General features: G+C 69.7%; 18 protein-coding genes and 1 tRNA gene. 6 read left to right on the top strand and 13 right to left on the bottom strand.

All coding sequences use genetic code 11. The features are described 5' to 3' along the window. Positions 1 to 10: 10 nt before the first annotated feature. The 4 genes from thrC to argS are packed head-to-tail and all read right to left on the bottom strand — an operon-like array spanning position 11 to position 5474. Positions 11 to 1099: a threonine synthase gene (thrC, locus tag JOE46_RS09105; protein WP_077042250.1), complete on the bottom strand. Its 1089-nt coding sequence runs from the start codon at positions 1097 to 1099 to the stop codon at positions 11 to 13. Further along, a complete protein-coding gene (locus JOE46_RS09110; RefSeq protein WP_097213689.1) occupies positions 1092 to 2405 on the bottom strand; it encodes a homoserine dehydrogenase in 1314 nt (437 codons plus the stop codon). The genes thrC and JOE46_RS09110 overlap by 8 nt, the downstream gene beginning before the upstream one ends. Continuing rightward, on the bottom strand, positions 2398 to 3825 hold the full coding sequence (lysA, locus tag JOE46_RS09115) for a diaminopimelate decarboxylase (protein ID WP_097213690.1): 1428 nt from the start codon (positions 3823 to 3825) through the stop codon (positions 2398 to 2400). The genes JOE46_RS09110 and lysA overlap by 8 nt, the downstream gene beginning before the upstream one ends. Continuing rightward, positions 3822 to 5474 carry an arginine--tRNA ligase gene (gene argS, locus JOE46_RS09120; protein ID WP_209926979.1) on the bottom strand — a complete coding sequence of 551 codons (1653 nt, stop codon included), beginning with the start codon at positions 5472 to 5474 and terminating at the stop codon, positions 3822 to 3824. The genes lysA and argS overlap by 4 nt, the downstream gene beginning before the upstream one ends. 122 nt (positions 5475 to 5596) lie before the next feature. Between argS and JOE46_RS09125 the strand changes: the two genes are divergently transcribed. Further along, entirely contained in the window at positions 5597 to 6517 is a 921-nt protein-coding gene (locus JOE46_RS09125) for a DUF3105 domain-containing protein (protein ID WP_097213692.1), read from the top strand. 1 nt (position 6518) lies between these two features. After that, a complete protein-coding gene (locus tag JOE46_RS09130; protein WP_209926981.1) occupies positions 6519 to 7298 on the top strand; it encodes a DUF305 domain-containing protein in 780 nt (259 codons plus the stop codon). Between the two features lie 19 nt (positions 7299 to 7317). Here JOE46_RS09130 and JOE46_RS09135 read toward each other — a convergent pair whose 3' ends face one another. Further along, the gene (locus JOE46_RS09135; protein WP_209926983.1) at positions 7318 to 9735 is read right to left on the bottom strand and encodes a phosphoketolase; all 2418 of its coding nucleotides are present in this window, start codon (positions 9733 to 9735) and stop codon (positions 7318 to 7320) included. 136 nt (positions 9736 to 9871) lie between these two features. On the opposite strand from JOE46_RS09135, the gene JOE46_RS09140 reads away from it, so the two are divergent. Continuing rightward, a tRNA-Arg gene (locus tag JOE46_RS09140) sits at positions 9872 to 9947 on the top strand. Positions 9948 to 10082: 135 nt separating this feature from the next. Here JOE46_RS09140 and JOE46_RS09145 read toward each other — a convergent pair. The 8 genes from JOE46_RS09145 to JOE46_RS09180 form a co-directional block, all read right to left on the bottom strand. Next, positions 10083 to 10451 carry a nuclear transport factor 2 family protein gene (locus tag JOE46_RS09145; protein WP_097213695.1) on the bottom strand — a complete coding sequence of 123 codons (369 nt, stop codon included), beginning with the start codon at positions 10449 to 10451 and terminating at the stop codon, positions 10083 to 10085. Next, positions 10448 to 11518: a winged helix DNA-binding domain-containing protein gene (locus tag JOE46_RS09150; RefSeq protein WP_209926985.1), complete on the bottom strand. Its 1071-nt coding sequence runs from the start codon at positions 11516 to 11518 to the stop codon at positions 10448 to 10450. The genes JOE46_RS09145 and JOE46_RS09150 overlap by 4 nt, the downstream gene beginning before the upstream one ends. A gap of 81 nt (positions 11519 to 11599) precedes the next feature. Further along, positions 11600 to 12439 (bottom strand): SDR family NAD(P)-dependent oxidoreductase, encoded by an 840-nt coding sequence (locus JOE46_RS09155; protein ID WP_097213697.1) that lies wholly within the window; start codon positions 12437 to 12439, stop codon positions 11600 to 11602. A 129-nt stretch (positions 12440 to 12568) separates the two neighbouring features. Continuing rightward, complete coding sequence (locus JOE46_RS09160) at positions 12569 to 13603, bottom strand: TIGR03617 family F420-dependent LLM class oxidoreductase (RefSeq protein WP_209926987.1); 1035 nt, start codon at positions 13601 to 13603, stop codon at positions 12569 to 12571. 7 nt (positions 13604 to 13610) lie between these two features. Then, a complete protein-coding gene (locus JOE46_RS09165) occupies positions 13611 to 14768 on the bottom strand; it encodes a 3'(2'),5'-bisphosphate nucleotidase CysQ (RefSeq protein WP_209926989.1) in 1158 nt (385 codons plus the stop codon). Next, positions 14765 to 16627, bottom strand: coding sequence for a sulfate adenylyltransferase subunit CysN (gene cysN, locus JOE46_RS09170; protein WP_209926991.1), 1863 nt, complete (start codon positions 16625 to 16627; stop codon positions 14765 to 14767). Before cysN ends, JOE46_RS09165 begins: the two co-directional genes overlap by 4 nt. Further along, entirely contained in the window at positions 16627 to 17553 is a 927-nt protein-coding gene (gene cysD / locus JOE46_RS09175; RefSeq protein ID WP_209926993.1) for a sulfate adenylyltransferase subunit CysD, read from the bottom strand. Before cysD ends, cysN begins: the two co-directional genes overlap by 1 nt. A 96-nt stretch (positions 17554 to 17649) precedes the next feature. After that, entirely contained in the window at positions 17650 to 18621 is a 972-nt protein-coding gene (locus JOE46_RS09180) for an IclR family transcriptional regulator (RefSeq protein ID WP_209926995.1), read from the bottom strand. Positions 18622 to 18712: 91 nt separating this feature from the next. Between JOE46_RS09180 and JOE46_RS09185 the strand changes: the two genes are divergently transcribed. From JOE46_RS09185 to JOE46_RS09195, 3 genes are read left to right on the top strand one after another with little or no spacing between them, the layout of a single operon-like run. Next, entirely contained in the window at positions 18713 to 19897 is a 1185-nt protein-coding gene (locus JOE46_RS09185; RefSeq protein ID WP_097213703.1) for a hypothetical protein, read from the top strand. A 7-nt stretch (positions 19898 to 19904) separates the two neighbouring features. Beyond that, the gene (locus tag JOE46_RS09190; RefSeq protein ID WP_097213704.1) at positions 19905 to 20687 is read left to right on the top strand and encodes an SDR family oxidoreductase; all 783 of its coding nucleotides are present in this window, start codon (positions 19905 to 19907) and stop codon (positions 20685 to 20687) included. Between the two features lie 21 nt (positions 20688 to 20708). Then, positions 20709 to 21845 carry a sulfotransferase gene (locus JOE46_RS09195; RefSeq protein ID WP_097213705.1) on the top strand — a complete coding sequence of 379 codons (1137 nt, stop codon included), beginning with the start codon at positions 20709 to 20711 and terminating at the stop codon, positions 21843 to 21845. The last annotated feature ends 8 nt before the right edge of the window (positions 21846 to 21853 follow it).

The raw sequence follows: 21853 nt of genomic DNA on the forward strand, positions 1-21853 counted from the left end.
GGTGCGACCACTAGACGAGCTCGAGCGCCGCGGCAACCGCCACCGGATCGACCGGGATCGGCTGCACAGCAGGCATTCCCGCGAGCGCGGTGTCGGGATCCTTGAGTCCGTTACCGGTCACGGTGCACACCACGGTCTGCCCGGCGTCCAGCCAGCCCTCCTTGTGCGCGGCGAGCAGGCCGGCCACCGACGCCGCCGACGCGGGCTCGACGAACACGCCCTCGGTGCGGGCGATGAGCCGGTAGGCCTCGAGGATCTCCTCGTCGGTGGCGGCGCGGAAGACGCCGTTCGACTCCTCCTTGGCCGCGACGGCACCGTCCCAGGACGCGGGCGAGCCGATCCGGATGGCGGTGGCGATGGTCTCCGGGTCCTTGACCGGGGCGCCGTGCACCAGCGGAGCCGCGCCCGCCGCCTGCACGCCGAGCATGCGCGGGCGAACCGAGGTGATCCCGTCCGCGTAGTACTCCGAGTACCCACGCCAGTACGCGGTGATGTTGCCCGCGTTGCCGACCGGGAGGGCGTGGATGTCGGGCGCCTTGCCCAGCGCGTCGCAGATCTCGAACGCCGCGGTCTTCTGCCCCTCGATGCGCACCGGGTTGACCGAGTTCACCAGACCGATGGTCGGGAACTCCGCGGTGGTCTTGCGGGCCAGCTCGAGACAGTCGTCGAAGTTGCCCTCGACCTGGATGATCTTCGCGCCGTGCATGACGGCCTGGGCGAGCTTGCCCATCGCGATCTTGCCCTGCGGCACCAGCACCGCACAGGTCATGCCCGCGACGGCCGCGTAGGCCGCGGCCGACGCCGAGGTGTTGCCCGTCGAGGCGCACAGCACGGCCTTCTGGCCCCGCGCGAGCGCGTCGGTGACGGCCATGGTCATGCCGCGGTCCTTGAACGACCCGGTGGGGTTGAGACCCTCGACCTTGAGGTGGACCTCGCAACCGGTGATCTCGGACAGGTGGGCGGCGGGCAGCAGCGGGGTGCCGCCCTCGCGCAGCGTGATCGTCTTCCAGTTCGGCCCGATGGCGAGTCGATCGCGGTACGCCTCGATCAGCCCCGGCCAGGGGGTGTGAACGGGAGTGTGCAGGCGGGGGCTATTCACTGGAACCTTCCAATCGGAGAACACTGGTGACCGCGGTCACGAACTCGAGCTTGCCGAGGGCCGCAACGGTTTCGGACAGGGCCGCGTCGGTCGCCAGATGGGTGACCACGATCAGCCCGGCGCCGTTGCCCATGCCCTCCTGACGGACCGTCGAGATGCTGACGTCGTGCTTGGCGAACTCCGCCGCGACCGCCGACAGCACGCCCGCACGGTCCGCGACCTGCATGTTGACGTAGTAACGGGTGGGGATCTCGCCGATCGGCGCGATCTTGAGGTCCGCGTACTTCGACTCACGGGGACCGCGGCCGCCGTGCACCCGGTTCCGGGCCGCCATCACGAGGTCGCCCATCACGGCCGAGGCGGTCGGCGAGCCACCGGCGCCCTGTCCGTAGAACATGAGCCGTCCCGCGGCCTCGGCCTCGACCACGACCGCGTTGAACGCGCCGTTCACCGAGGCGAGCGGGTGATCGAGCGGGACGAGCGCCGGGTAGACCCGGGCCGAGATCCGCTCGGAGCCGTCCGCGCCGTTGATCCGCTCACAGATCGAGAGCAGCTTGACCGTGCAGTTCAGCGACTTGGCCGCCTCGAGGTCCGCCGAGGAGATCTTCGAGATGCCCTCGCGGTACACGTCGGCGGCGGTGACCCGGGTGTGGAACGCGATCGACGCGAGGATCGCGGCCTTCGCCGCGGCGTCGTAGCCCTCCACGTCCGCGGTCGGATCGGCCTCGGCATAGCCGAGCCGGCCCGCCTCGGCGAGCGTGTCGGCGTAATCGGCGCCGGTCTCGTCCATCGCGGAGAGGATGAAGTTGGTGGTGCCGTTGACGATTCCGGCGACCTTGTTGACCCGGTCGCCCGCGAGCGACTGGGTCAGCGGGCGGATCACCGGGATCGCGCCCGCGACCGCGGCCTCGAAGTACAGATCGACGCTCTTGTTCTCGGCCGCCTCGGCGAGCTCGCCGGTGTAGTCGGCCAGCAGCGCCTTGTTCGCGGTGACCACCGACTTGCCCGAGTTGAGGGCGGCGAGGATGAGCTTGCGCGGCACCTCGATACCGCCGATCACCTCGACGACGATGTCCACGTCCGCGCGCGTGACCAGAGAGTCCGCGTCGGTCGTCAGCAACTCGGCCGGAACCCCGCGGTCACCCTCGATCCGGCGCACCGCGATGCCGCGCAGCACCACCGGTGCGCCGACCCGCGCCTCGAGCTCGCGGGCGTGCTCGCGCAGAATTCGCACGACCTCACTGCCCACGTTGCCGAGGCCGAGGACCGCCACACCGATCGCGGCATTGCCACTCGGTTCAGTCATGTTGCTGTACCTCCAAGCTGAGCAGATCTTCCACTGTTTCCCTGCGCAAGATCAGTCGGGACTGACCGTCACGCACCGCGACCACGGCAGGCCGGGTGAGCAGGTTGTAGCGGCTGGACATCGAATAGCAGTATGCGCCAGTGGCGGCGACCGCGAGCAGATCTCCCGCGTTGACGTCCTCCGGCATCCAGGCGTCCCGGATGACGATGTCGCCACTCTCGCAGTGCTTCCCCACCACGCGGGCGACGACCGGGTCGGCCACGCTGTCGCGCGAGACCAGACGCGAGTCGTACTCGGCCTGATACAGCGACGTGCGGATGTTATCGCTCATCCCGCCGTCCACGCTGATGTATCGCCGGGTTGCGTTGGCACCCAAGCGAACATCCTTGACCGTACCGACCTCGTACAGGGTCACGGTGCCCGGTCCCGCGATCGCCCGGCCCGGCTCGACCGCGAGGGTCGGCACCGGCAGTCCGGCGAGCGCCGACTCGGTGGCGACGATGTGCGCGAGCTTGGCCGCCAGGTCGTCCACCGGCGGCGGGTCGTCGGTCGCGAGGTACGAGATCCCCATCCCGCCGCCGAGATCGACGATCGAGATCTGCGAGGACTTGTCCACCCCGAACTCGGCGACGATGGTGCGGAGCAGCCCGATCACGCGGTGCGCGGCGAGCTCGAACCCGTCGACCTCGAAGATCTGCGAGCCGATGTGGCTGTGCAGCCCTACCAGCCGCAGGTTCTCGGTGGCGAACACGCGGCGGACGGCGTCCAGTGCCGATCCGTCCGAGAGCGAGAACCCGAACTTCTGGTCCTCGTGAGCGGTTGCGATGAACTCGTGGGTGTGCGCCTCTACGCCGACCGTGACGCGGATCAGCACGTCCTGCACCACGCCGTGCGCACCGGCGACGCGGTCCAGCCGATCGATCTCCTGGGTCGAGTCGAGCACGATGTGCCCGACACCCGCGGCCACCCCGGCCTCGAGCTCGGCGACGGACTTGTTGTTGCCGTGCATGGCAATTCGCTCGGCCGGGAAGTTCGCGTGCAGCGCGATTGCCAGCTCGCCGCCGGAGCAGATGTCCAGCGACAGTCCCTCCTCGGCGACCCAGCGGGCGACCTCACCGCAGAGGAACGCCTTCGAGGCGTAGTGCACCTTGCCGGCGGGGCCGAAGGCACGGGCCATGTCACGGCACCGGGACCGGAAGTCGTCCTCGTCGATGACGAACAGCGGCGTGCCGTACTGCTCCGCCAGCTCGGTGACAGCCACCCCGGCCAGCCGGACCACGCCGTCCTCGCCGCGGGCGGCGTTGCGGGGCCAGACCGCGGCGGGCAGTGCGGTCAGCTCGGCCGCGGACTCCGGCCGCGGCGGCAGTCCGGGCGCGTGCGGGATCTCGGCGTGCTTGGGTCCCGCCGGATGCGCGCTCACATTCGCTCCGGTGCGCTGACGCCGAGCACGGCGAGGCCGTTGGCGAGGACCTGGCGGGTCGCCGCGCACAGGGCCAGGCGGGCCGTGTGCAGATCGCCCGCGGGCTCGTCGCCCTGCGGGAGCACCCGGCAGTCGGTGTAGAAGCGGTGGTAGGTGCCGGCCAGCTCCTCCATGTACCGGGCGATCCGGTGCGGCTCCCGCAGCTCGGCCGCCGCGGCCACCACCCGCGGGTACTCGCCGATGGTCCGGATGAGGTCGCCCTCCCGGTCGTGGGTGAGCAGTTCCAGCTTCGGGTTCTCGGTGGAGATGCCCAGCTCGGCCGCGTTGCGGCCCAGCGAGGCGAGCCGGGCGTGCGCATACTGCACGTAGTAGACGGGGTTCTCGCTGGTGGTGCTGGTCCACAGCTCGAGATCGATGTCCAGGCTCGAATCCACGGAGGACCGGATCATCGCGTACCGGGCGGCATCGACGCCGATCGCCTCGACCAGGTCGTCGAGGGTGATGACGGTGCCCGCCCTCTTGCTCATCTTCACCGCGACGCCGTCGCGGACCAGGTTCACCATCTGACCGATCAGCACCTCGACGGTGTCCGGGTCGTCGCCGAACGCGGCGGCGGCGGCCTTGAGCCTGCCGATGTAGCCGTGGTGGTCGGCCCCGAGCATGTAGATGCACAGGTCGAAGCCGCGCGAACGCTTGTCCTGGAAGTAGGCGATGTCGCCCGCGATGTACGCGGCGTTGCCATCGCTCTTGATGACGACCCGGTCCTTGTCGTCACCGAAGTCGGTGCTCTTGAGCCACCAGGCGCCGTCCTCCTCGTAGAGGTTCCCGGACGCCTTGAGGGTCGCCACCGCCGTCTCGACGGCACCGGACTCGAAGAGCGAGTTCTCGTGGAAGTACACGTCGAAGTCGGTGCCGAACTCGTGCAGGGTCTTCTTGATGTGGTCGAACATCAGCGCCACACCGATGGACCGGAACGTCTCCTGACGCTCGTCGGCGGGCAGCGCGAGCGCGTCCGGCCGCTGCCGGACGACCTCCGCAGCGATGTCGGAGATGTACGCCCCCGCGTAGCCGTCCTCGGGCGCCGGGTCGCCGTTGGCCGCGGCGATCAGCGACCGCGCGAACCGGTCGATCTGGGCGCCGTGGTCGTTGAAGTAGTACTCACGGGTGACCGCAGCGCCCTGGGCGGCGAGGATGCGTCCGAGCGCGTCGCCGACCGCGGCCCACCTGGTGCCGCCGAGGTGGATCGGGCCGGTCGGGTTCGCGGAGACGAACTCGAGGTTGATCCGCTTACCTGCCAGCGCCTTGGACGAACCGAAGGCCTCTCCGGCGGCGATGGCGTTCGCGACGATGACGCCCTGTGCGGCCGCGGCCAGCCGGATGTTGAGGAATCCCGGACCTGCCACCTCGACGGTCTCGATGCCGTCGGTGGCGGTCAGCGCGTCGGCCAGCCAGGTCGCCAGATCGCGCGGATTGGCGCCCGCCTTCTTGCCGACCTGCATGGCCACGTTGCTGGCGTAGTCCCCGTGCTCGGGGTTGCGGGGGCGTTCGACGGCGAGCGTCGCCGGGAGGACGCTCGCGTCGAGCCCACGCTCGGCGAGGACCTTCGCGGCGGTCCCTCGGAGCAGTTCGGCAAGGTCGGCAGGAGTCACAGGTATCTATCCTATGGTCTGGCCGTTCGCGGCCTGCGCTCAGGCACTGAACGTAGAGTGGGGCCCCGGCGGGACCCCACCGCCGCCCTGTGACTGTCCAACCACCGAAAGAGCACTCACCGATGCCAAGCGGTTCGGAAAATCGCGGCGCCAAGAACTCGGGCGCCAAGTCAGCCAAGGCCATCAAAGCCGCCAACAAGAGTGCCGGCGGCGCCAAGCCCAAGGCCGGGCTCCCCAAGCAACGCAACATCCCCTGGCTGACCATCGGTGCGGTGATTGCCGTGCTTGCCCTGATCGGCGTGCTCGCGGTGAATCTGTTCCCGAAGTACCAGGACAAGGCCGAGGCCGACAAGTTCGCGCCGAGCTCCGAGAACAAGGACCCCTCGATCGAGATCGACGGTGTCGTCCGGAACGAGTACCCCCCGGCGCTGCACGTGAGCGCGACGCAGCGGGTGGCCTACGACCAGACCCCGCCGTACGGCGGCCCGCACGACGCGACGTGGGCCACCTGCACCGGCATCGTGTACCCGAACGCGATCCGCACGGAGAACGCCGTGCACTCGCTCGAACACGGCGCGGTGTGGATCGCCTACAACCCGGACAAGGTCTCCGACGACCAGCGTGACGCGCTCGCGGACCGGGTCGACGGCAAGTCCTACATGCTGATGTCGCCGTACCCGGGCCTCGACTCCCCGATCTCCCTGCAGAGCTGGGGGCACCAGCTCAAGCTGGACGACGCCAGCGACCCGCGGATCGGCCAGTTCATCGCCGCGCTGCGCCTGAACAACTTCGGGGTCTACCCCGAGGTCGGCGCCAGCTGCTCGACCATCCCTGGCGCGTTCGACCCGGACAACCCGCCTGCGTTCGACGGCTCGGCACCCGGCCCCGACGCGGTGCCGATGAACGGTGAGGGCCTGGCACAGGATCAGGGCGAGCTGGGCACCGGCGGAGCGCCCGGCGGACTGCCCGGTGGCATGCAGCTGTCGGACCTCCAGGTCCCGCCCGCCGTCCCCGAGGCCCCGGCACCGGCGCCGGCTGGCTGACATGACTGATCAGACCGGAGCCGACCAGAACGCAGTCGAGCAGCAAGCACCCGAGCAGGCACGGGACGGCGGCAAGCGCAGTCAGCGCACCGCCCTCGCCGTGCTCGGCCTGATCGCCGCCGTCGCGATCGGGTTCGCCATCGGGTTCCTGGCGAGCCTGCCGCTGCGTGACGGCGGCGCCGACAACCCGGGTGCGGGCTCGGTGGACGTCGGGTTCGCGCAGGACATGACCGTGCACCACAACCAGGCCGTGGAGATGTCGGCGATCGCGATCGCAAACGCCACCGATCCGATGGTCCGCGACCTCGCGTACGACATCCTGACCACCCAGCAGAACCAGATCGGGCAGATGACCGGCTGGCTGTCGCTGTGGAATCAGCCGCTGCTCCCGACCGGCGACTACATGACCTGGATGAACTCGGACGAATCCGGGCACGGTGGGGACGGGCACGGTCACGCGGAATCCGGCCACGACATGGGCACGATGACCTCCGAGGCCGGAGCGCCCGCGTCGACGGGCGCGATGCCTGGTATGGCCAGCTCCGAGGACATGGCCGCGCTGCGGCAGGCCCGCGGTCCGGCCGCCGACGTCCTCTACCTGCAGCTGATGCTGCGTCATCACCAGGGCGGCCTGCCGATGATGGAGTACGGCGCACAGCATGCGGAGGTTCCGACCGTCCAGATGCTGGCTCAGACCATGGTCGACACCCAGCAGAGCGAGGCGGACCGGATCACCGCGATGCTCCAGGAGAAGGGCGCGGCTCCCCTGCCGATGAACTGACCGTCCGCCGAGCCAACGGTCAACGCGTCGTGGGCTCGGCGGGGGCGGTCGTACCCCATGTCCAGTCGCGCACCTCGGGCATGTCCTCGAGGTGCGCGATGACATAGTCCCGGTGCCGCTCGAGCTGAGCCCGGCAGTACCGCGCGAGCTCGTCGCCCCGCTGGGGCACCCGGCGGGCGCGGCGCAGCGCCTCGAGCACCAGGTCGTATCGGCTCATCCGGTTGAGCACCACCATGTCGAACGGCGTGGTGGTCGTGCCCTGCTCGTTGAACCCACGGACGTGGAAGCGGTCCGCGTTCGGTCGGCCGTGCAGCAATTGGTGGACCGCACGCGAGTACCCGTGGAAGGCGAACACCACGTCGGTGTCCTCGGTGAACAGTTCGGCGAAGCTCTCGTCCGTGAACCCGTGCGGATGCACGTCCTGGGGCATCAGCGCCATCAGGTCGACGACGTTGACCACCCGCACCCGCAGGTAGGGCACCCAGACCCGCAGCAGCTCGGCCGCTGCCAGGATCTCCTGGGTCGGCACGTCCCCGGCCGCCGCCAGCACGACGTCCGGCTCGTCCGGCCTGCCTGCCCCGTCTTCCTCGGTCCCCGCCCACCGCCACACCGAAGCGCCTGCGGCGCAGTGCCGATCGGCCTCCTCGAGGCTCAGGTACTGCAGGTGCGGCTGCTTGTCGACGACGATCAGGTTGACGTGGTCGGTGCTGCGCAGGCAGTGGTCGGCGATCGAGAGCAGCGTGTTCGAGTCCGGCGGCAACCAGATCCGGACCACCTCGGGCGACAACGGGATGGCCGCGTCGATCATGCCCGGGCCCTGGTGGCTGAAACCGTTGTGATCGTTGCGCCAGCAGGTGCTGGTGAGGAGCACGTTCAACGAGGAGACGGGTTCCCGCCAGGGCAGCGTCCGCGCGTGTTGGAGCCACTTGGCGTGCTGGATCAGCATCGAGACGCTGACCATCGCGAACGCCTCGTAGCTCGCAAATATCCCGTGCCCGCCCGCCAGCAGGTATCCCTCCAACCAGCCCTGGCACAGGTGCTCGCTGAGGACCTCCATCACCCGGCCGTCCGGGCCGAGCCCGTCGTCGTGGTCGGTGACGGACAGTTGCCAGCAGCGGTCCGTCGTCTCGAACACCGCGCCGAGCCGGTTGCTGGCGGTCTCGTCCGGGCAGAAGAGCCGGAAGTCGCCACCGCCGTCGGACCGGGTGCCCTCGGCGTAGATGTCGCGGAGCATCTCGCCGAGCACCCGGGTGGTCTCGTGGAATGTCGTCCCCGGTGCGGGCACGTCGAGGGCGTAGCGCTCTAGTGGCGGGACCGGCAGCGCCCGGCGCAGCCGCCCGCCGTTCGCGTACGGGGTGGAGCCCATCCGCTTGTCCCCCGCGGGCGCGAGAGCCGCGAGTTCGGCTGCCAGCGTGCCGTTCTCGTCGAAGAGCCGGTCCGGTCGGTAGGACCGCATCCATCGCTCGAGCTGCGCGAGATGGGCGGGGTTGGTGCGCACCGCCGACAGCGGCACCTGATGGGCCCGGTGCGTGCCCTCGACCAGCACGCCGTCGACGGTGTGCGGACCGGTCCAGCCCTTCGGGGTGCGCAGCACGATCGCCGGCCACCGGGGCGTGTCGGCGGAGGCGGTACCGGCGCGGGCCGCCCGTTGGATCGCGGTGATCGACTCGTGCGCGGCATCGACAGCGGCCGCCAGCGCGCGGAACACGAGCCTAGGGTCGTCGCCGTCGACGAAAACGGGCGCCCACCCCTGACCGGAGAGGTAGGCGGCGACATCGGTGTCGGCGCTGCGCCCGAGGACCGTCGGTCCGGCGATCTTCGCGCCGTTCAGGTGCAAGATCGGCAACACCGCCCCGTCCCGGCGCGCATTGAGGAAGGCGGGCAGCTTCCAGGAGGCGGACATCGGGCCCGTCTCGGCCTCCCCGTCCCCGATCACGCACGCGACCAGCAGGTCGGGCCGGTCGAACGCGGCTCCGGCTGCGTGCGCGAGCGCGTAGCCGAGTTCGCCGCCCTCGTGGATGCTGCCCGGGGTCTGCACGCTCACGTGGCTCGGCACCCCGCCCGGCGCCGAGAACTGCCGACACAGCCGCTCGATCCCGGCCGCATCCGCGCTGACCTGCGGATAGATCTGCGAGTAGGTGCCCTCGAGGTAGGTCGCCGCCACCAGCGCCGGGCCGCCGTGGCCCGGACCGGTGACGTACAGCCAGTTCGCGTCGGTGCGGCGGATGTGCCGGTTGAGCACGGCGTAGATCGCGGACAGGCCTGGACTGGTCCCCCAGTGTCCGAGCAGCCGCGGCTTGATGTGCTCGGCGCGTAGCGGCTCTCGCAGCAATGCGTTGTCCCGCAGGTAGATCTGGGCGACCGTCAGGTAGTTGGCGGCGGCCCACCAGCGCAGGTCCAGGTCGAGTTCGGCATCGGGGTAATACTGATCGGCCATCGACGAGCCCTTCGGTATTCGTGGCGGACACCGGGTGCGTACCAGGCACTTTACCCAACCGGGGGGTCCAAATATGGATCCGGCCAATCGTGGGTTACGCTAACCCCGCCCAATGGCACGCCGGAAGTTTCGGCGGGCCCCCGTAGCTCAGGGGATAGAGCGTTCGCCTCCGGAGCGAAAGGCCGCAGGTTCGAATCCTGCCGGGGGCACCACCATCACCAAGAACCATCGATGGATCGGTGCAATTTCTCAGCCGCGATCAGCGGACTCTCTTCACACTGTGTGGCGCGAAAGCGCGGAAACCGCCATTGCGCGCACAGAATGTGAGCGCAATGCGGCCCCGTCGGCTAGTTGCCGAGCGCCGTCAGCGGCGTCATGTCGAAATAGTCCCGCCAGGCCACGATCTTGCCGTCCGGCGCGATCTCGAAGACCCCTACCACCGGCAGGTCGATCTGCTTGCCGTTGATGGCGAACACATCGGTGCGCTCGTTCATCACTATCGAGCCGTTGGCCACCTGGTGGTGCACGTTGAACGCGATGCCGCCGAACGAACCGATGAAGCCCGTGATGAAGTCCTTGATCGCGGACTTCCCGACCACCGGTTCCATCGGGATGTTGTGGTAAACGGCGTCTTCCGCGAAATACTCGACGATCGCATCGGGATCGGCCTGCGCCCAGAGCGCGCAGAACTCGGTGACGATGGACTCCGGATTCATGGGTTCCCCTTCGGTTGGTGGTGTTCGTGTGCCGAAACCTTCTCACGCTGCAATTCCAGGAACTCCCCGTACCGCTGGATCTCCGCGTCCAGTGCCGCCGTCTCCGGCGCCGACAGCGTCCGGTGTAGCGCCAGGTCGATGGTGGCGGACCGGGCGGAGAGCGTGTGCTTCCAGTGCCCGACCACGAGGCCGTCGACGAGGACCGCATGCACGTGGGCAGGCGCGCCGCGCCCGGCCAGGTCGGGATCCGCGAGGTAGTCCTTGGTGTCGCTGTACGACATGATGCACTCGTCGTAGCCCTGGACGAGGTCCACGACGGGCGGCCGTGGTGCCGCGTCCTGCCTTGGCGGGTACCAGAGCGACCGCCCCTCCACCTCGGCCACCCGGAACTCGTCCGCGACGGCGTCGAGCCCCGTCCGACAGTCGGCGAGCGTCAGGCCCGACCATCGTGCGAGATCGCGGACCGTGGCCGGTCCCCTGGTGGCGAAGTACCGGCGGGCCAGCCGCGCCAGCGCCGCGTCGCGGTCCAGCGGCTCGCTCGCAGGCACCCGCTCACCGAACGCCGCGTAGGTGTGCTGCCTGCCGCTGGGCACGCCGCTGATCACCACCCGGTGCAGCTCGGCGGCCATCAGGATGTAGCCCAGCCGCATCCCGTCTGCCCCGACGCCCGCGGCCTGCAGCATCGCGCCGATCTGCCTGCGGGTGAGGTGGTTTCCGCCCTCGACCGCCTCCGCGATCAGCTCGCCGGTCCTCGCGAGCGTGCCCTCGTCGAGGTCGAGCGAGCGCAGGTGGTGGCCGTTGACCACCTGCACCCGCGGTGCCGTCAGCTCCAGCAGCCAGTTCGCGTCGTCCGGGGTGACGAAATGCCAGGTCGGTCGCAGCAGGTGGGTGCGCAGGATCCTGCCACGCGCGTAGTCGTCCCGGACGTCAGCATCGACGACGGTCCGGGTTCGTTGCGCCAGAGACCATTTCGCGTAGGCGTACTCCTGTGCCTGCACGGCGACCATGGCCCCCAGCGCCTCGGGGGCCGTCCGCAGCGGAGCGCCCCACAGGTGCTGGCTTCGCATCCGTCGCGGCAGAACCCCGGCCCGGTCCACAGCAGCACCCCAGGCGCGGACCGGGCCGGGTGCGACCGGAGCCGCGGGGGGTCAGCCGCCGAACTGCACCACCGGAGTGACCCGGCCCAGGATCATGTCGGTGCGGGGCTGCAGCGCCGGATCGAGGGCCTCGGGCTGGGGCACCACCCAGTACTGCCCCTCGGCGACCTGGGCGAACACCCGCTCCGCATGCTCGTCCGGGGTGAGTCCGTGCTCGTCCGCGTCGTTCTGGAGCCACTGCTGGAAGCCCTGCACCTCGGGCGGGGTGTCCGCACCGGGGCGCGCGGCCCGGAAGATGTCGCTCTTGACGTGCCCCGGCGTCACCACGGACACCCGGATCTGTGCCTTCTTCATCTGCATCTCGTAGTGCAGGCTCTCGGTGAGCGCCAGCACGCCGAACTTGGTGACGCTGTACGGGGTCATGAGCGGGCTGGGCAGCAGGCCCCCGACCGAGGACACGTTGACCACCCACGCCGGGGTCCCGGCATCGAGCATCCGCGGCACGAAGGCGCGCAGGCCGTTGACGTACCCGCCGATGTTGACGCGGAGCATGGCGTCCCAGCGCTCCGCCGGGATCTCCCAGGAGTACCCGAACGCCATGATCCCGGCGTTGTTGACCAGCATGTCCACCCCACCGAATCGCCGCCAGGCCCGCTCGGCCAGCGCCTCGACCGCGGCCGGGTCGGCGACGTCGGTCACCACGGCCTCCGCCTCGGCGCCCTGCGCGGTGAGCTCCGCCCGGAGCGACTCGGTCCGCTCCGCGTCGACATCGGCCAGCACCACCCGCATGCCGAGACCCGCGGCGTGCCGCGCGAGGCCCGCGCCGATCCCGCTCGAGGCACCGGTGATGACCGCGACCTTGCCGTTGAACACCTGCTGGGCCGATTCCATGACCATCTCCGTCCTGAGTTCGATTGCCCCCGAGGCTAGGCTGCATCGGAACACCCGGACCAGCATCCGCCCGATGGATGGAACACTCGCCGCGCATGCGCATTCCTCAGCGCCGCACGTGCGGTCCGCTCAGTCCAGATCGCGCAGTCGCCGCACCACATCGGCCATAGCGCGGTCGCGCGCCGGATCCGCGGGCAGCGGCAGGGTGACCGCGTCGGCGAGCCCGCCGATCCGCTCGTGGATCAGCTCGGGCAGCTCCCCGTAGCTGGCCGACGGCAGCATCGCGTCGAGCACCTCGTCGGTGACCAGTTCCCCGAGCCGGCCCCAGTCGTTCGCCCGGACCATCCGGGCCAGTGGTTCGCGCAGATCGCCGAGGCCGCAGCGTTCGAGCTCGCGGCGGTACTCCGGGGTCGAGTACAGGAAGGCGAACTGGCGCCGGTGCCGCTCGCGCTCGGCGTCGAGGTCGGCCTGCGTCTCGCCGGTGATCACCTGGAACCCCGCGACCAGCTCGCAGTCGGCCGGGTTCCGGCCCGCGGCCGCCGCGCCTGCCGCCAGCGCCGGCCGGACGTCCTGCTCCAGGAACGACGGGCTCGAGCCGGTGGGGTGCGTGATCAGCCCGTCCGCCACCTCCCCCGCCACGGTGCACATCCGGCGGCCGACCCCGCCCAGGTAGATCGGCGGGCAGGGCGTCTCGGCGTCGGTCGCGTCGTGCGGATTGAAGTACGGCTGCATCCGGGTGAAGCCATAGTGCTCGCCCTCGAACGGCGTCAGCGTCCCGGTCCGGAACGTCTCGAACGCCGCCCGGACCACGTGGACGTACTCCGCCATCCGCGCCGCAGGCTCGGCCCAGGGCATCGCGTACCGCTGCTCGATGTTCTGCCTGATCTGACTGCCGAGGCCGAGGTGGAACCGGCCGCCGGACATCCTCGCCAGGTCCCATGCCGTGTACGCGGTGAGCAGCGGGCTGCGGACGAAGGCCAGCGCGACCGACGTCCGCACCACGATCCGGGAGGTGCTCTGCAACGCGATCAGCGCGAGCAGGAACGGATCGTGCACCGTCTCCGAGACGTGCATGCCGTCGTAGCCCGCGGCCTCGACCCGCCGGGCGTAGGCGCCGACGTCGCCGAGCCCCATCCGCGGATCCGCTCCGGTGAAGACCTTCACGCCGCCGTCACCCGGCCGCCGGGTGCGGCTCGATGATCGCCAGGATCGACTCGATCTCCCCGCCCGGCACCGAGAAGTGCTCGGTGATCGCGACGGTGATGACGTGCTCGCCCGCACCCATGTCGAGCAGGAAGCGGGCCACCACGTTCGGCCCCCATTCCCGGAACTCCAGGTCCCGGATGCCGGTGATCGGCTTGTACTGGTCGCCGTGCTCCAGCTCGGCGACGATCTCCGGCCCGGAATCGCCCGTCCGCTGGCCGTTCTCGACCCGGAAGCAGTCCGCCGCCAGCCGCACCTTGCTCGCGTCGTGGGTGACCAGGCTGCTGAGGTACTCGCGCGCCATCGCCACCCGGGGACTGTCGGCGGGCGCACCGGTCAGCGCGGCGATCCCGTCCAGCAGCGGCCGGGCCAGCTCGGGCCTGCAGATGACGAGGTCCGGCAGGTAGGGGTGCGCCTCGTTGTAGACCAGCGGTGTCCCGTCGATCCGCGAGCAGTGCAGACCGGCCGCCTGCGCGACCCCGACGGGGGCCGCCGAATCCCACTCCCACTGGCCACCGGCGTGCACATAGGCATCGGCCTCGCCGCGCAGCACCGCCATCGCCTTGGCACCGGCCGAGCCCATCGGCGCGACGTCGGCGCCGACCCGCTCGGCGAGCGCCCCGATGAATTCGGGAGGGCGGCTGTCGCTGACCACTATTCGCGGCCGCGGCCGCGTCGTCGACTCGAGACGGGGGCGGGCCCGCCCCGCCGGGTCCGCCGGTCGTGCCGACCCGCTCACGTAGACCTCACCAAGCGCGGGCTGGGCGACGGCGGCCGCCGTGATCCCCGCGCCGCGTTCCCACAGCGCGACGTGCACGGCCCAGTCCGGACGTCCCGGCAGACCGTACTCCCGCGAGCCGTCCAGCGGATCGATGATCCACACCCGCGGATTGTCCAGGCGGGCACGGTCATCCGCGGACTCCTCGGACAGCACGGCGTCGCCCGGACGCCGCTCCCCGAGCAGCCCCAGCAGCAGCGTGTTCGCCTCCTTGTCGCCCCTGCGCCCGAGCTCACGCGCCTGCGTCTTCTCGAGCGGGGCCTCGCCCAGCTCGCGGTTCCTCAGCTCCAGGAGGAGTTCGCCCGCACGGGTGGCCAGTTCGCCGGCGAGCGCGGCATCGGTCGTCATAGGTTCAGATACTCCATGATCGTGGCGGCCTGGGCGACGGGATCGCCGTCCTCGGGTCGCAGCACCAGTTCGGCGTCGGTCGGCGCCTCGTACGGGTCGTCGACTCCGGTGAAGCCGGTGATCTCGCCCGCCCTCGCCTTGGCGTACATGCCCTTCGGGTCGCGGGCCTCGCACTGCTCGATCGGGGTGTCGATGAACACCTCGATGAACGGCAGGCCTGCCGCGATGTGCTGGGCCCGCACCCGATCCCGGTCCTCGCGATACGGACTGATCAGCGAGGCGACCGCGACCATCCCCGCATCCGCGAGCAGCTGGGCGACCTCGCCCACCCGCCGGACGTTCTCGGCCCGGTCCGCGGCACCGAAGCCCAGGTCGGAATTGAGCCCGTGCCGCAGGTTGTCCCCGTCCAGTCGGTAGGCGGGCACGCCGGAGGCCACCAGCCGTCGCTCGAGTTCGACGGCGACCGTGGACTTCCCGGACGCGGACAGCCCGGTCAGCCACACCGTCGCGCCCTTGGTGGCGCGCTCGGCACGGGAGACCGACGCGGCGTGCCAGACGACCTTCGACTCCTTGAGCGTGGGCCCGAGGATCATGCCGGCCGCGACGGTGTTGCCGGTCGACTCGTCGACCAGGATGAAGCTGCCGGTCACCCGGCTGCGACGGTACGGGTCGAACAGCAGCGGCTGCTGTGTCTTCAGCTGGATCCGGCCGATCTCGTTGAGCGACAACGACTGCGCGACTTCGTCCCGGTGCAGGGTGTTGACGTCGAGCCGGTAGTCGAGCCGGACCACCTGCGCCTTGGTGGACTTGGTGGTGTGCAGCAGGGTGTACCGGGCGTTCTCGGAGAGCGAGGACTGTTCGGTGAGCCAACAGACCATCGCGTCGATCTCCTGGCCGACCTGCGGGCGGTTGTTCGGCCTGCAGAGCACGTCGCCGCGGCTGACATCCAGGTTGTCAGCCAGCGAGATCGTCACCGCGGACGGCGCGAACGCCTCCTCGATCACGGTGCCGCCTGGACCGAAGATGGCCTCGACCGTGGAGGTGAAGCCCGAGGGCAGCACGACGACCTCGTCGCCGGGCTTGAACACGCCGCTGGCGACGGTGCCCGCGTAGCCGCGGAAGTCGTGCAGCTCGGCGTCGGTCTGACGCTGCGGCCGGATCACGTACTGCACCGGGAACCGCGCGTCGATGAGATTGCGGTCCGAGGCGATGTGCACGTCCTCGAGGTGGTGCAGCAGCGACGAGCCCTCGTACCAGGGCATGTTCTCGGTGCGGGTGACGATGTTGTCGCCCTTGAGCGCGGAGACGGGGATGAACGTCAGGTCGTGCACGTCGAGCTTGATCGCGAACTGCCGGAACTCCTCCTTGATCTCCTCGAAGCGCTCCTGCGACCAGTCGACCAGGTCCATCTTGTTCACGCACAGCACCAGGTGCGGGATCCCGAGCAGGGTGGACAGGAAGGCATGCCTGCGGGTCTGCTCCAGCACGCCCTTGCGCGCGTCGACCAGGATCAACGCGAGGTCCGCGGTGGAGGCCCCGGTGACCATGTTGCGGGTGTACTGCTCGTGACCGGGGGTGTCGGCGATGATGAACTTGCGGTGCGGGGTCGCGAAGTAGCGGTGCGCGACGTCGATGGTGATGCCCTGTTCCCGCTCGGCGCGCAGCCCGTCGGTGAGCAGGGCGAGGTTGGCGTACTCGTCGCCGCGCTCGCGGCTGCTGCGCTCGACCGCCTCGAGCTGATCCTCGAAGATCGACTTGGAGTCGTAGAGCAGCCGCCCGATCAGGGTCGACTTGCCGTCGTCGACGCTGCCCGCGGTGGCGACGCGAAGCAGCTGCAGGGCGTGGTGGGACTGCGACATCAGAAGTACCCCTCCTTCTTGCGGTCTTCCATCCCGGCCTCGGAGATCCGGTCGTCGGCGCGGGTGGCCCCGCGCTCGGTGATGCGACTGGCCGCCACCTCGGTGACGACGGCGGCCGGGGTGGCCGCCGAGGACTCCACGCATCCGGTGCAGGTGGCGTCGCCGACGGTCCGGAACCGGACGAGCTCCTCGTACGGCTCCTCCCCCGGGAGCAGCGTCAGGAACCTGGTGTGCGCCAGCAGCATTCCGTCGCGCGGCACCACCTGGCGGCGATGTGCGTAGTAGATGGCGGGCAGCTCGATCTGCTCCTCGAGGATGTACTGCCAGATGTCGAGTTCGGTCCAGTTCGACAGCGGGAACACCCGGATGTGCTCGCCCTTGCGATGCTTGCCGTTGTAGAGGTTCCACAGCTCGGGCCGCTGCGCGCGCGGATCCCACTGCCCGAACTCGTCGCGGAAGCTGAAAACCCGCTCCTTGGCGCGCGCCTTCTCCTCGTCGCGGCGGGCACCGCCGAAGACCGCGTCGAACTCGTTGTCGCGGATGCCGCGCAGCAACGCGTGCGTCTGCAGCCGGTTGCGGCTGGCGCGGGGCCCCTGCTCCTCGGTGACGCGGCCCGCGTCGATGTCGTCCTGCACCCGCGAGACCACGAGGCGGAGGCCGAACTCCTCGACCACGTGGTCCCGGAATTCGATTACCTCGTCGAAGTTGTGGCCGGTGTCGACGTGCATCACCGCGAAGGGCAGCGGCGCGGGCCAGAAGGCCTTGGCGGCGACGTGCAGCATCACCACCGAGTCCTTGCCTCCGGAGAACAACAGGACGGGGCGCTCGAAGGTGGCGGCCACCTCACGGAAGATGTGCACCGCCTCCGCCTCGAGCGCGCCCAGGTGGGACAGCTCGTAGGCGGGTGGTGCGTGTCGGGTTGTCACGTGCGGCTCCTCGACTGGATCGGGGTCCGAGCCATCGGTACATTTTTGTACCGGGGCGGTTCGAAATTGAAGTCTGAGCCGACAATAGAACGTGTTCTAGGTCGGGTCAATCCCCCCGCCGATCGACGCCGGACCCGGATCCGCGCGCCGGTCCGGCCATCTCCCACCCACCTCCGCCGTCACCGCGTCGGCCGCCGCCGCTAGGGCCTTTCCGCGACGTTCGATCTCGGCGCCGCTGATCGACGAGCCCACGTCCAGGGTGAGGACCAGCGACTGGTGCCCGTCGGCGTCGTAGGCGGGCGCGGCGATCAGGCTCACGGGATACTCCGCGTCGGCGGCGAGCTCGCGCCCCAGATACACCCGCTCACCCAGGCTCGAGACCATCTCGCCGAGCAGCTCGCGGATCTCGGACGGCAGGTCCTGCCCGGCGACGCCCTGCATCAGCGAGAAGAGCCTGCGCCCCATCGGGGTCAGCCGTTCGACGAGGTAGCCCGCATCGCGGCAGTCCTCGACGACCTCGCGCAACAGGTCGCGATCGAGCACCACCGGCAGCGTCGGTTCGCGACTCAGCCACGCCTTCAGGTCGTCGTCGGCGCTCCACAGCACGTACATGAGCCCCACCGGGGGCGCGAACGGGTACGCCTGCCCGACCTTGACGGCGGTCCGTCCGCCCTTCATCCCAGCAGGCGTGGCCACCTCGAGGATCATGATCCGGTCACCCACCACGGCGGACGCCGTGCAGACGGCCCCGAACTCGGCGGCGAGGCGGTCGAGGTGCGTGCGCGCGATCGGGCCGACCGCGAAGCCCCGCTGCGCCGCCCGCCCGGCGGCGATCAGCGCGGGGCCGAGCCCATAGGTCTTCGACGCCGGATCGCGGGTGAGATATCCACCGGAGACCAGGGCGGAGAGGATCCCCAGGCAGGTCGGCTTGCTGATCGAGAGCGCGCGGGCCAGCTCGGACAGGCCGAAGCGCTGTTCCTGGCGGGCGACCAGGTAGTCGAGGACCTGCACCACCCGCTCGGTCGGGGGCGAGCGACGCCCGGCGACGGTGTCCTGCTCCTCAGCCATTGACCACTCCTTAGAACACGTTCTATTGTCGGACCATCACCGGTCTACCACCTAGGTACATATTTGTACCACTTGAACGCGAGGAGCGGGAGTGCTGACAGAACCCCTGGCCGAGGCCATCGCCGAGGCCGAGAAGCTGGTCGAGGCCGCCCCACACATCCGGTCCGAACAGGACCTGCTCGAGGGCTACCAGTACCTCGCGGGCGGGATCCTGGCCACCGTGCACGCCGCGTGGGCCACCGAGAAGACGCATCCGGGCTTCATCCAGGGCACCGGTCCGTACACGAAGATGGGCCTCGACAACCCCGACACCCTGTACTTCGGCACCCGCGTCAACGACGACGCCGAGTACGTCGTGACCGGAACCCGGGGCACCACCTGCGACCTCAGCTTCCAGGTGCTCAGTGGCAACTACACCGACTCCAACGTGCCCGGCAGCGCATCGGCGTTCGACGACCGGGACATCGACATCGACGCCGACGGCAACTTCGAGGTCCGGTTCGGGCCCGCGGGCGGGGCATGGGCCGAGAAGAACGCCGGGCGCCGCAACCACTTCACGCTCGCGCCGGGCGCGTCACAGCTGGTGGTGCGTGAGGTCTACAGCGACTGGTCCCAGCGCCGGGGCACCATCCGCGTCGAGCGCGTGGACCGCAGGGGCGTCCCGTTCGACCCGCTGACGCCCGAGGAGACGGCGAAGCGCTTCGCCCGCGCCGGCAAGGCCCTGGTCAGCCGCGTCAAGACGTGGCTGCAGTTCCCGGAGTGGTTCTACCTCAAGCTGCCGGTCAACACGATGACCGAGCCGCGGCTGACGCCGGGCGGCCTGGCCACCCAGTTCTCCTCGGTCGGGCACTACGAACTCGCCGACGGCCAGGCGATGATCATCACCGTCCCGAAGTCCGATGCGCCCTACCAGGGCTTCCAGCTCGGGAGCATGTGGTACATCTCGCTGGACTACACAGGACACCAGACCTCGCTGAACAACACCCAGGCGCAGGCAGACCCGGACGGCATGATCCGCATGGTGGTCTCAGAGCGCAATCCCGGCGTCACCAACTGGATCGAGACCGTCGGCCACCCACGAGGCATCCTGCAGTTCCGCTGGCAGCGCACCTCACGGGAGTTCACCCCGGCCGACGGCCCCACCGTCGAGGTGGTCGGCATCGACGAGGTCGCCGCGAAACTGCCCTTCCACGAACAGAACAAGATCACGCCGGAGGACTGGACCGCCCGCATCGCCGCGCGCCAGGCCGCCGTCGCCAACCGGATGCTGGGGTAGTACGACCATGACAAATCTCTTGCAGGACAAAGTCGTTGTGATCTCGGGTGTCGGACCCGCGCTCGGCCGCACCCTCGCGCTGCGGTGCGCCGCCGCCGGGGCCGACCTGGTGCTGGCCGCCCGCACCCAGTCCCGGCTCGACGAGGTGGCCAAGGAGGTCACCGACCTCGGCAGGCGCGCGGTCACGGTGCAAACCGACATCACCGACCAGGCCTCCGCCGAGGGCCTGGTCGCCGCTAGCGTCGACGCCTACGGCAAGGTGGACGTCCTGGTGAACAACGCATTCTCGGTTCCGTCGATGAAGCCGCTCGCGCGCACCGACTACCAGCACATCCGCGACAGCATCGAACTGACCGTGCTCGGCGCGTTGCGGCTGACCCAGCTGTTCACCCCCGCCCTCGAGGAGAGCAAGGGCGCGGTGGTGAACATCAACTCGATGGTGCTGCGCCACTCGCAGGAACGCTACGGCAGCTACAAGATGGCCAAGTCCGCCCTGCTGGCGATGTCGCAATCGCTCGCCACCGAGCTGGGCCCCAAGGGGATTCGGATCAACTCGGTCGCGCCCGGCTACATCTGGGGCGACACCCTCAAGCAGTACTTCGAGCACCAGGCGAAGAAGTTCGGGATCACCGTCGAGCAGATCTACGAGCACACCGCGGCGGCCACCGACCTCAAGCGGCTGCCGGAGACGGAGGAGATCGCGGACGCCGTGATCTTCCTGGCCTCCTCGATGGCCAGCGCCATCACCGGCCAGTGCCTCGACGTCAACTGCGGCGAGTTCCACCACTAGGCGAAGGGCCACCGAAGCACCATGACTGAACGCACCACCGTCGGGACCGTCGAGGATTTGCACGCCTCGGCCACCCGGATGACCGGCCTGACCGACTTCGGCACCGACGACTACACCGAGGCGCTCGGAGTCCTGCTCGACTCCTACGCGAGCGACGAGGACCTGACGCCGTTCGGCAGCAAGATCTCTCGCGTCTTCCTGCGCGGGGCCCTGGTCGCGCGACTGCTCAGCGAGGCCGCGTGGAAGCAGCACCCCGAGCACGCCGACGTGCCGATCGAGCGGCCGATCTTCGTGACCGGGTTGCCCAGGACCGGCACCACCGCGCTGCACCGGCTGCTGACCGTCGATCCCGCGCACCAGGGCCTGGAGATGTGGCTGACCGAGATGCCGCAGCCGCGTCCGCCGCGCGAGACCTGGGAGTCGAACCCGGTCTTCCAGGGCATCGAGGCCCAGTTCAGCAAGCACCACATCGAGCACCCCGAGTTCATGGGCGTGCACTACATGTCGGCCGCCGAGGTCGAGGAGTGCTGGCAGCTGCTGCGCCAGACCTTCAAGTCGGTGTCCTACGAGTGCCTGGCCAACCTGCCGACCTACTCGAAGTGGCTCGAGGGGCAGGACTGGACCAATGCCTATGCGCGGCACAAGAAGAACCTGCAGCTGATCGGCCTGCCGGATCGGGACCGCCGGTGGGTGCTGAAGAACCCGAGCCACCTGTTCGCGCTCGACGAGCTGCTCGCGGTGTACCCCGATGCGCTGATCGTGCAGACCCACCGCGCGCCGAGCACGATCATCCCGTCCGTGTGCAGCCTGGCCGAGCAGGCGACCGCCGGCTGGTCCAACAAGTTCACGGGCGAGGTGATCGGCCGTAGCCAGCTCGAGCTGTGGGCGCGCGGACTCGAGCAGTTCAACGCCGCACGGGCCCAGCACGATCCGGCCCAGTTCATCGACGTCGACTACCAGGATTTCGTCGCCGACCCGCTCGGCACCGTCGAGGGGATCTACACCCGCTTCGACCTCCCGCTGACGACGCAGGCCCAGCAGGCGATGGAGGCGATGCACGAGGAGAGCCGGTCCGGTGACCGGCGGCCCGCCCACAAGTACACCCTCGAGGAGTTCGGGCTCACCGCCGCCGAGGTCGAGGAACGCTTCGGAGCCTGACCGGATGT

This window comes from Rhodococcus sp. PvR099 (assembly GCF_017833315.1).
Lineage (GTDB): Bacteria > Actinomycetota > Actinomycetes > Mycobacteriales > Mycobacteriaceae > Rhodococcus_G > Rhodococcus_G oryzae.

Excerpts from the sequence above, each read along its gene's own strand:
- JOE46_RS09110 (WP_097213689.1), bottom strand. The coding sequence starts at position 2,405 with ATGACTGAACCGAGTGGCAATGCCGCGATCGGTGTGGCGGTCCTCGGC.
- JOE46_RS09125 (WP_097213692.1), top strand. The coding sequence starts at position 5,597 with ATGCCAAGCGGTTCGGAAAATCGCGGCGCCAAGAACTCGGGCGCCAAG.
- JOE46_RS09130 (WP_209926981.1), top strand. The coding sequence starts at position 6,519 with ATGACTGATCAGACCGGAGCCGACCAGAACGCAGTCGAGCAGCAAGCA.
- JOE46_RS09135 (WP_209926983.1), bottom strand. The coding sequence starts at position 9,735 with ATGGCCGATCAGTATTACCCCGATGCCGAACTCGACCTGGACCTGCGC.
- JOE46_RS09145 (WP_097213695.1), bottom strand. The coding sequence starts at position 10,451 with ATGAATCCGGAGTCCATCGTCACCGAGTTCTGCGCGCTCTGGGCGCAG.
- JOE46_RS09150 (WP_209926985.1), bottom strand. The coding sequence starts at position 11,518 with ATGCGAAGCCAGCACCTGTGGGGCGCTCCGCTGCGGACGGCCCCCGAG.
- JOE46_RS09155 (WP_097213697.1), bottom strand. The coding sequence starts at position 12,439 with ATGGAATCGGCCCAGCAGGTGTTCAACGGCAAGGTCGCGGTCATCACC.
- JOE46_RS09165 (WP_209926989.1), bottom strand. The coding sequence starts at position 14,768 with ATGACGACCGATGCCGCGCTCGCCGGCGAACTGGCCACCCGTGCGGGC.
- cysN (WP_209926991.1), bottom strand. The coding sequence starts at position 16,627 with ATGTCGCAGTCCCACCACGCCCTGCAGCTGCTTCGCGTCGCCACCGCG.
- JOE46_RS09180 (WP_209926995.1), bottom strand. The coding sequence starts at position 18,621 with ATGGCTGAGGAGCAGGACACCGTCGCCGGGCGTCGCTCGCCCCCGACC.
- JOE46_RS09190 (WP_097213704.1), top strand. The coding sequence starts at position 19,905 with ATGACAAATCTCTTGCAGGACAAAGTCGTTGTGATCTCGGGTGTCGGA.
- JOE46_RS09195 (WP_097213705.1), top strand. The coding sequence starts at position 20,709 with ATGACTGAACGCACCACCGTCGGGACCGTCGAGGATTTGCACGCCTCG.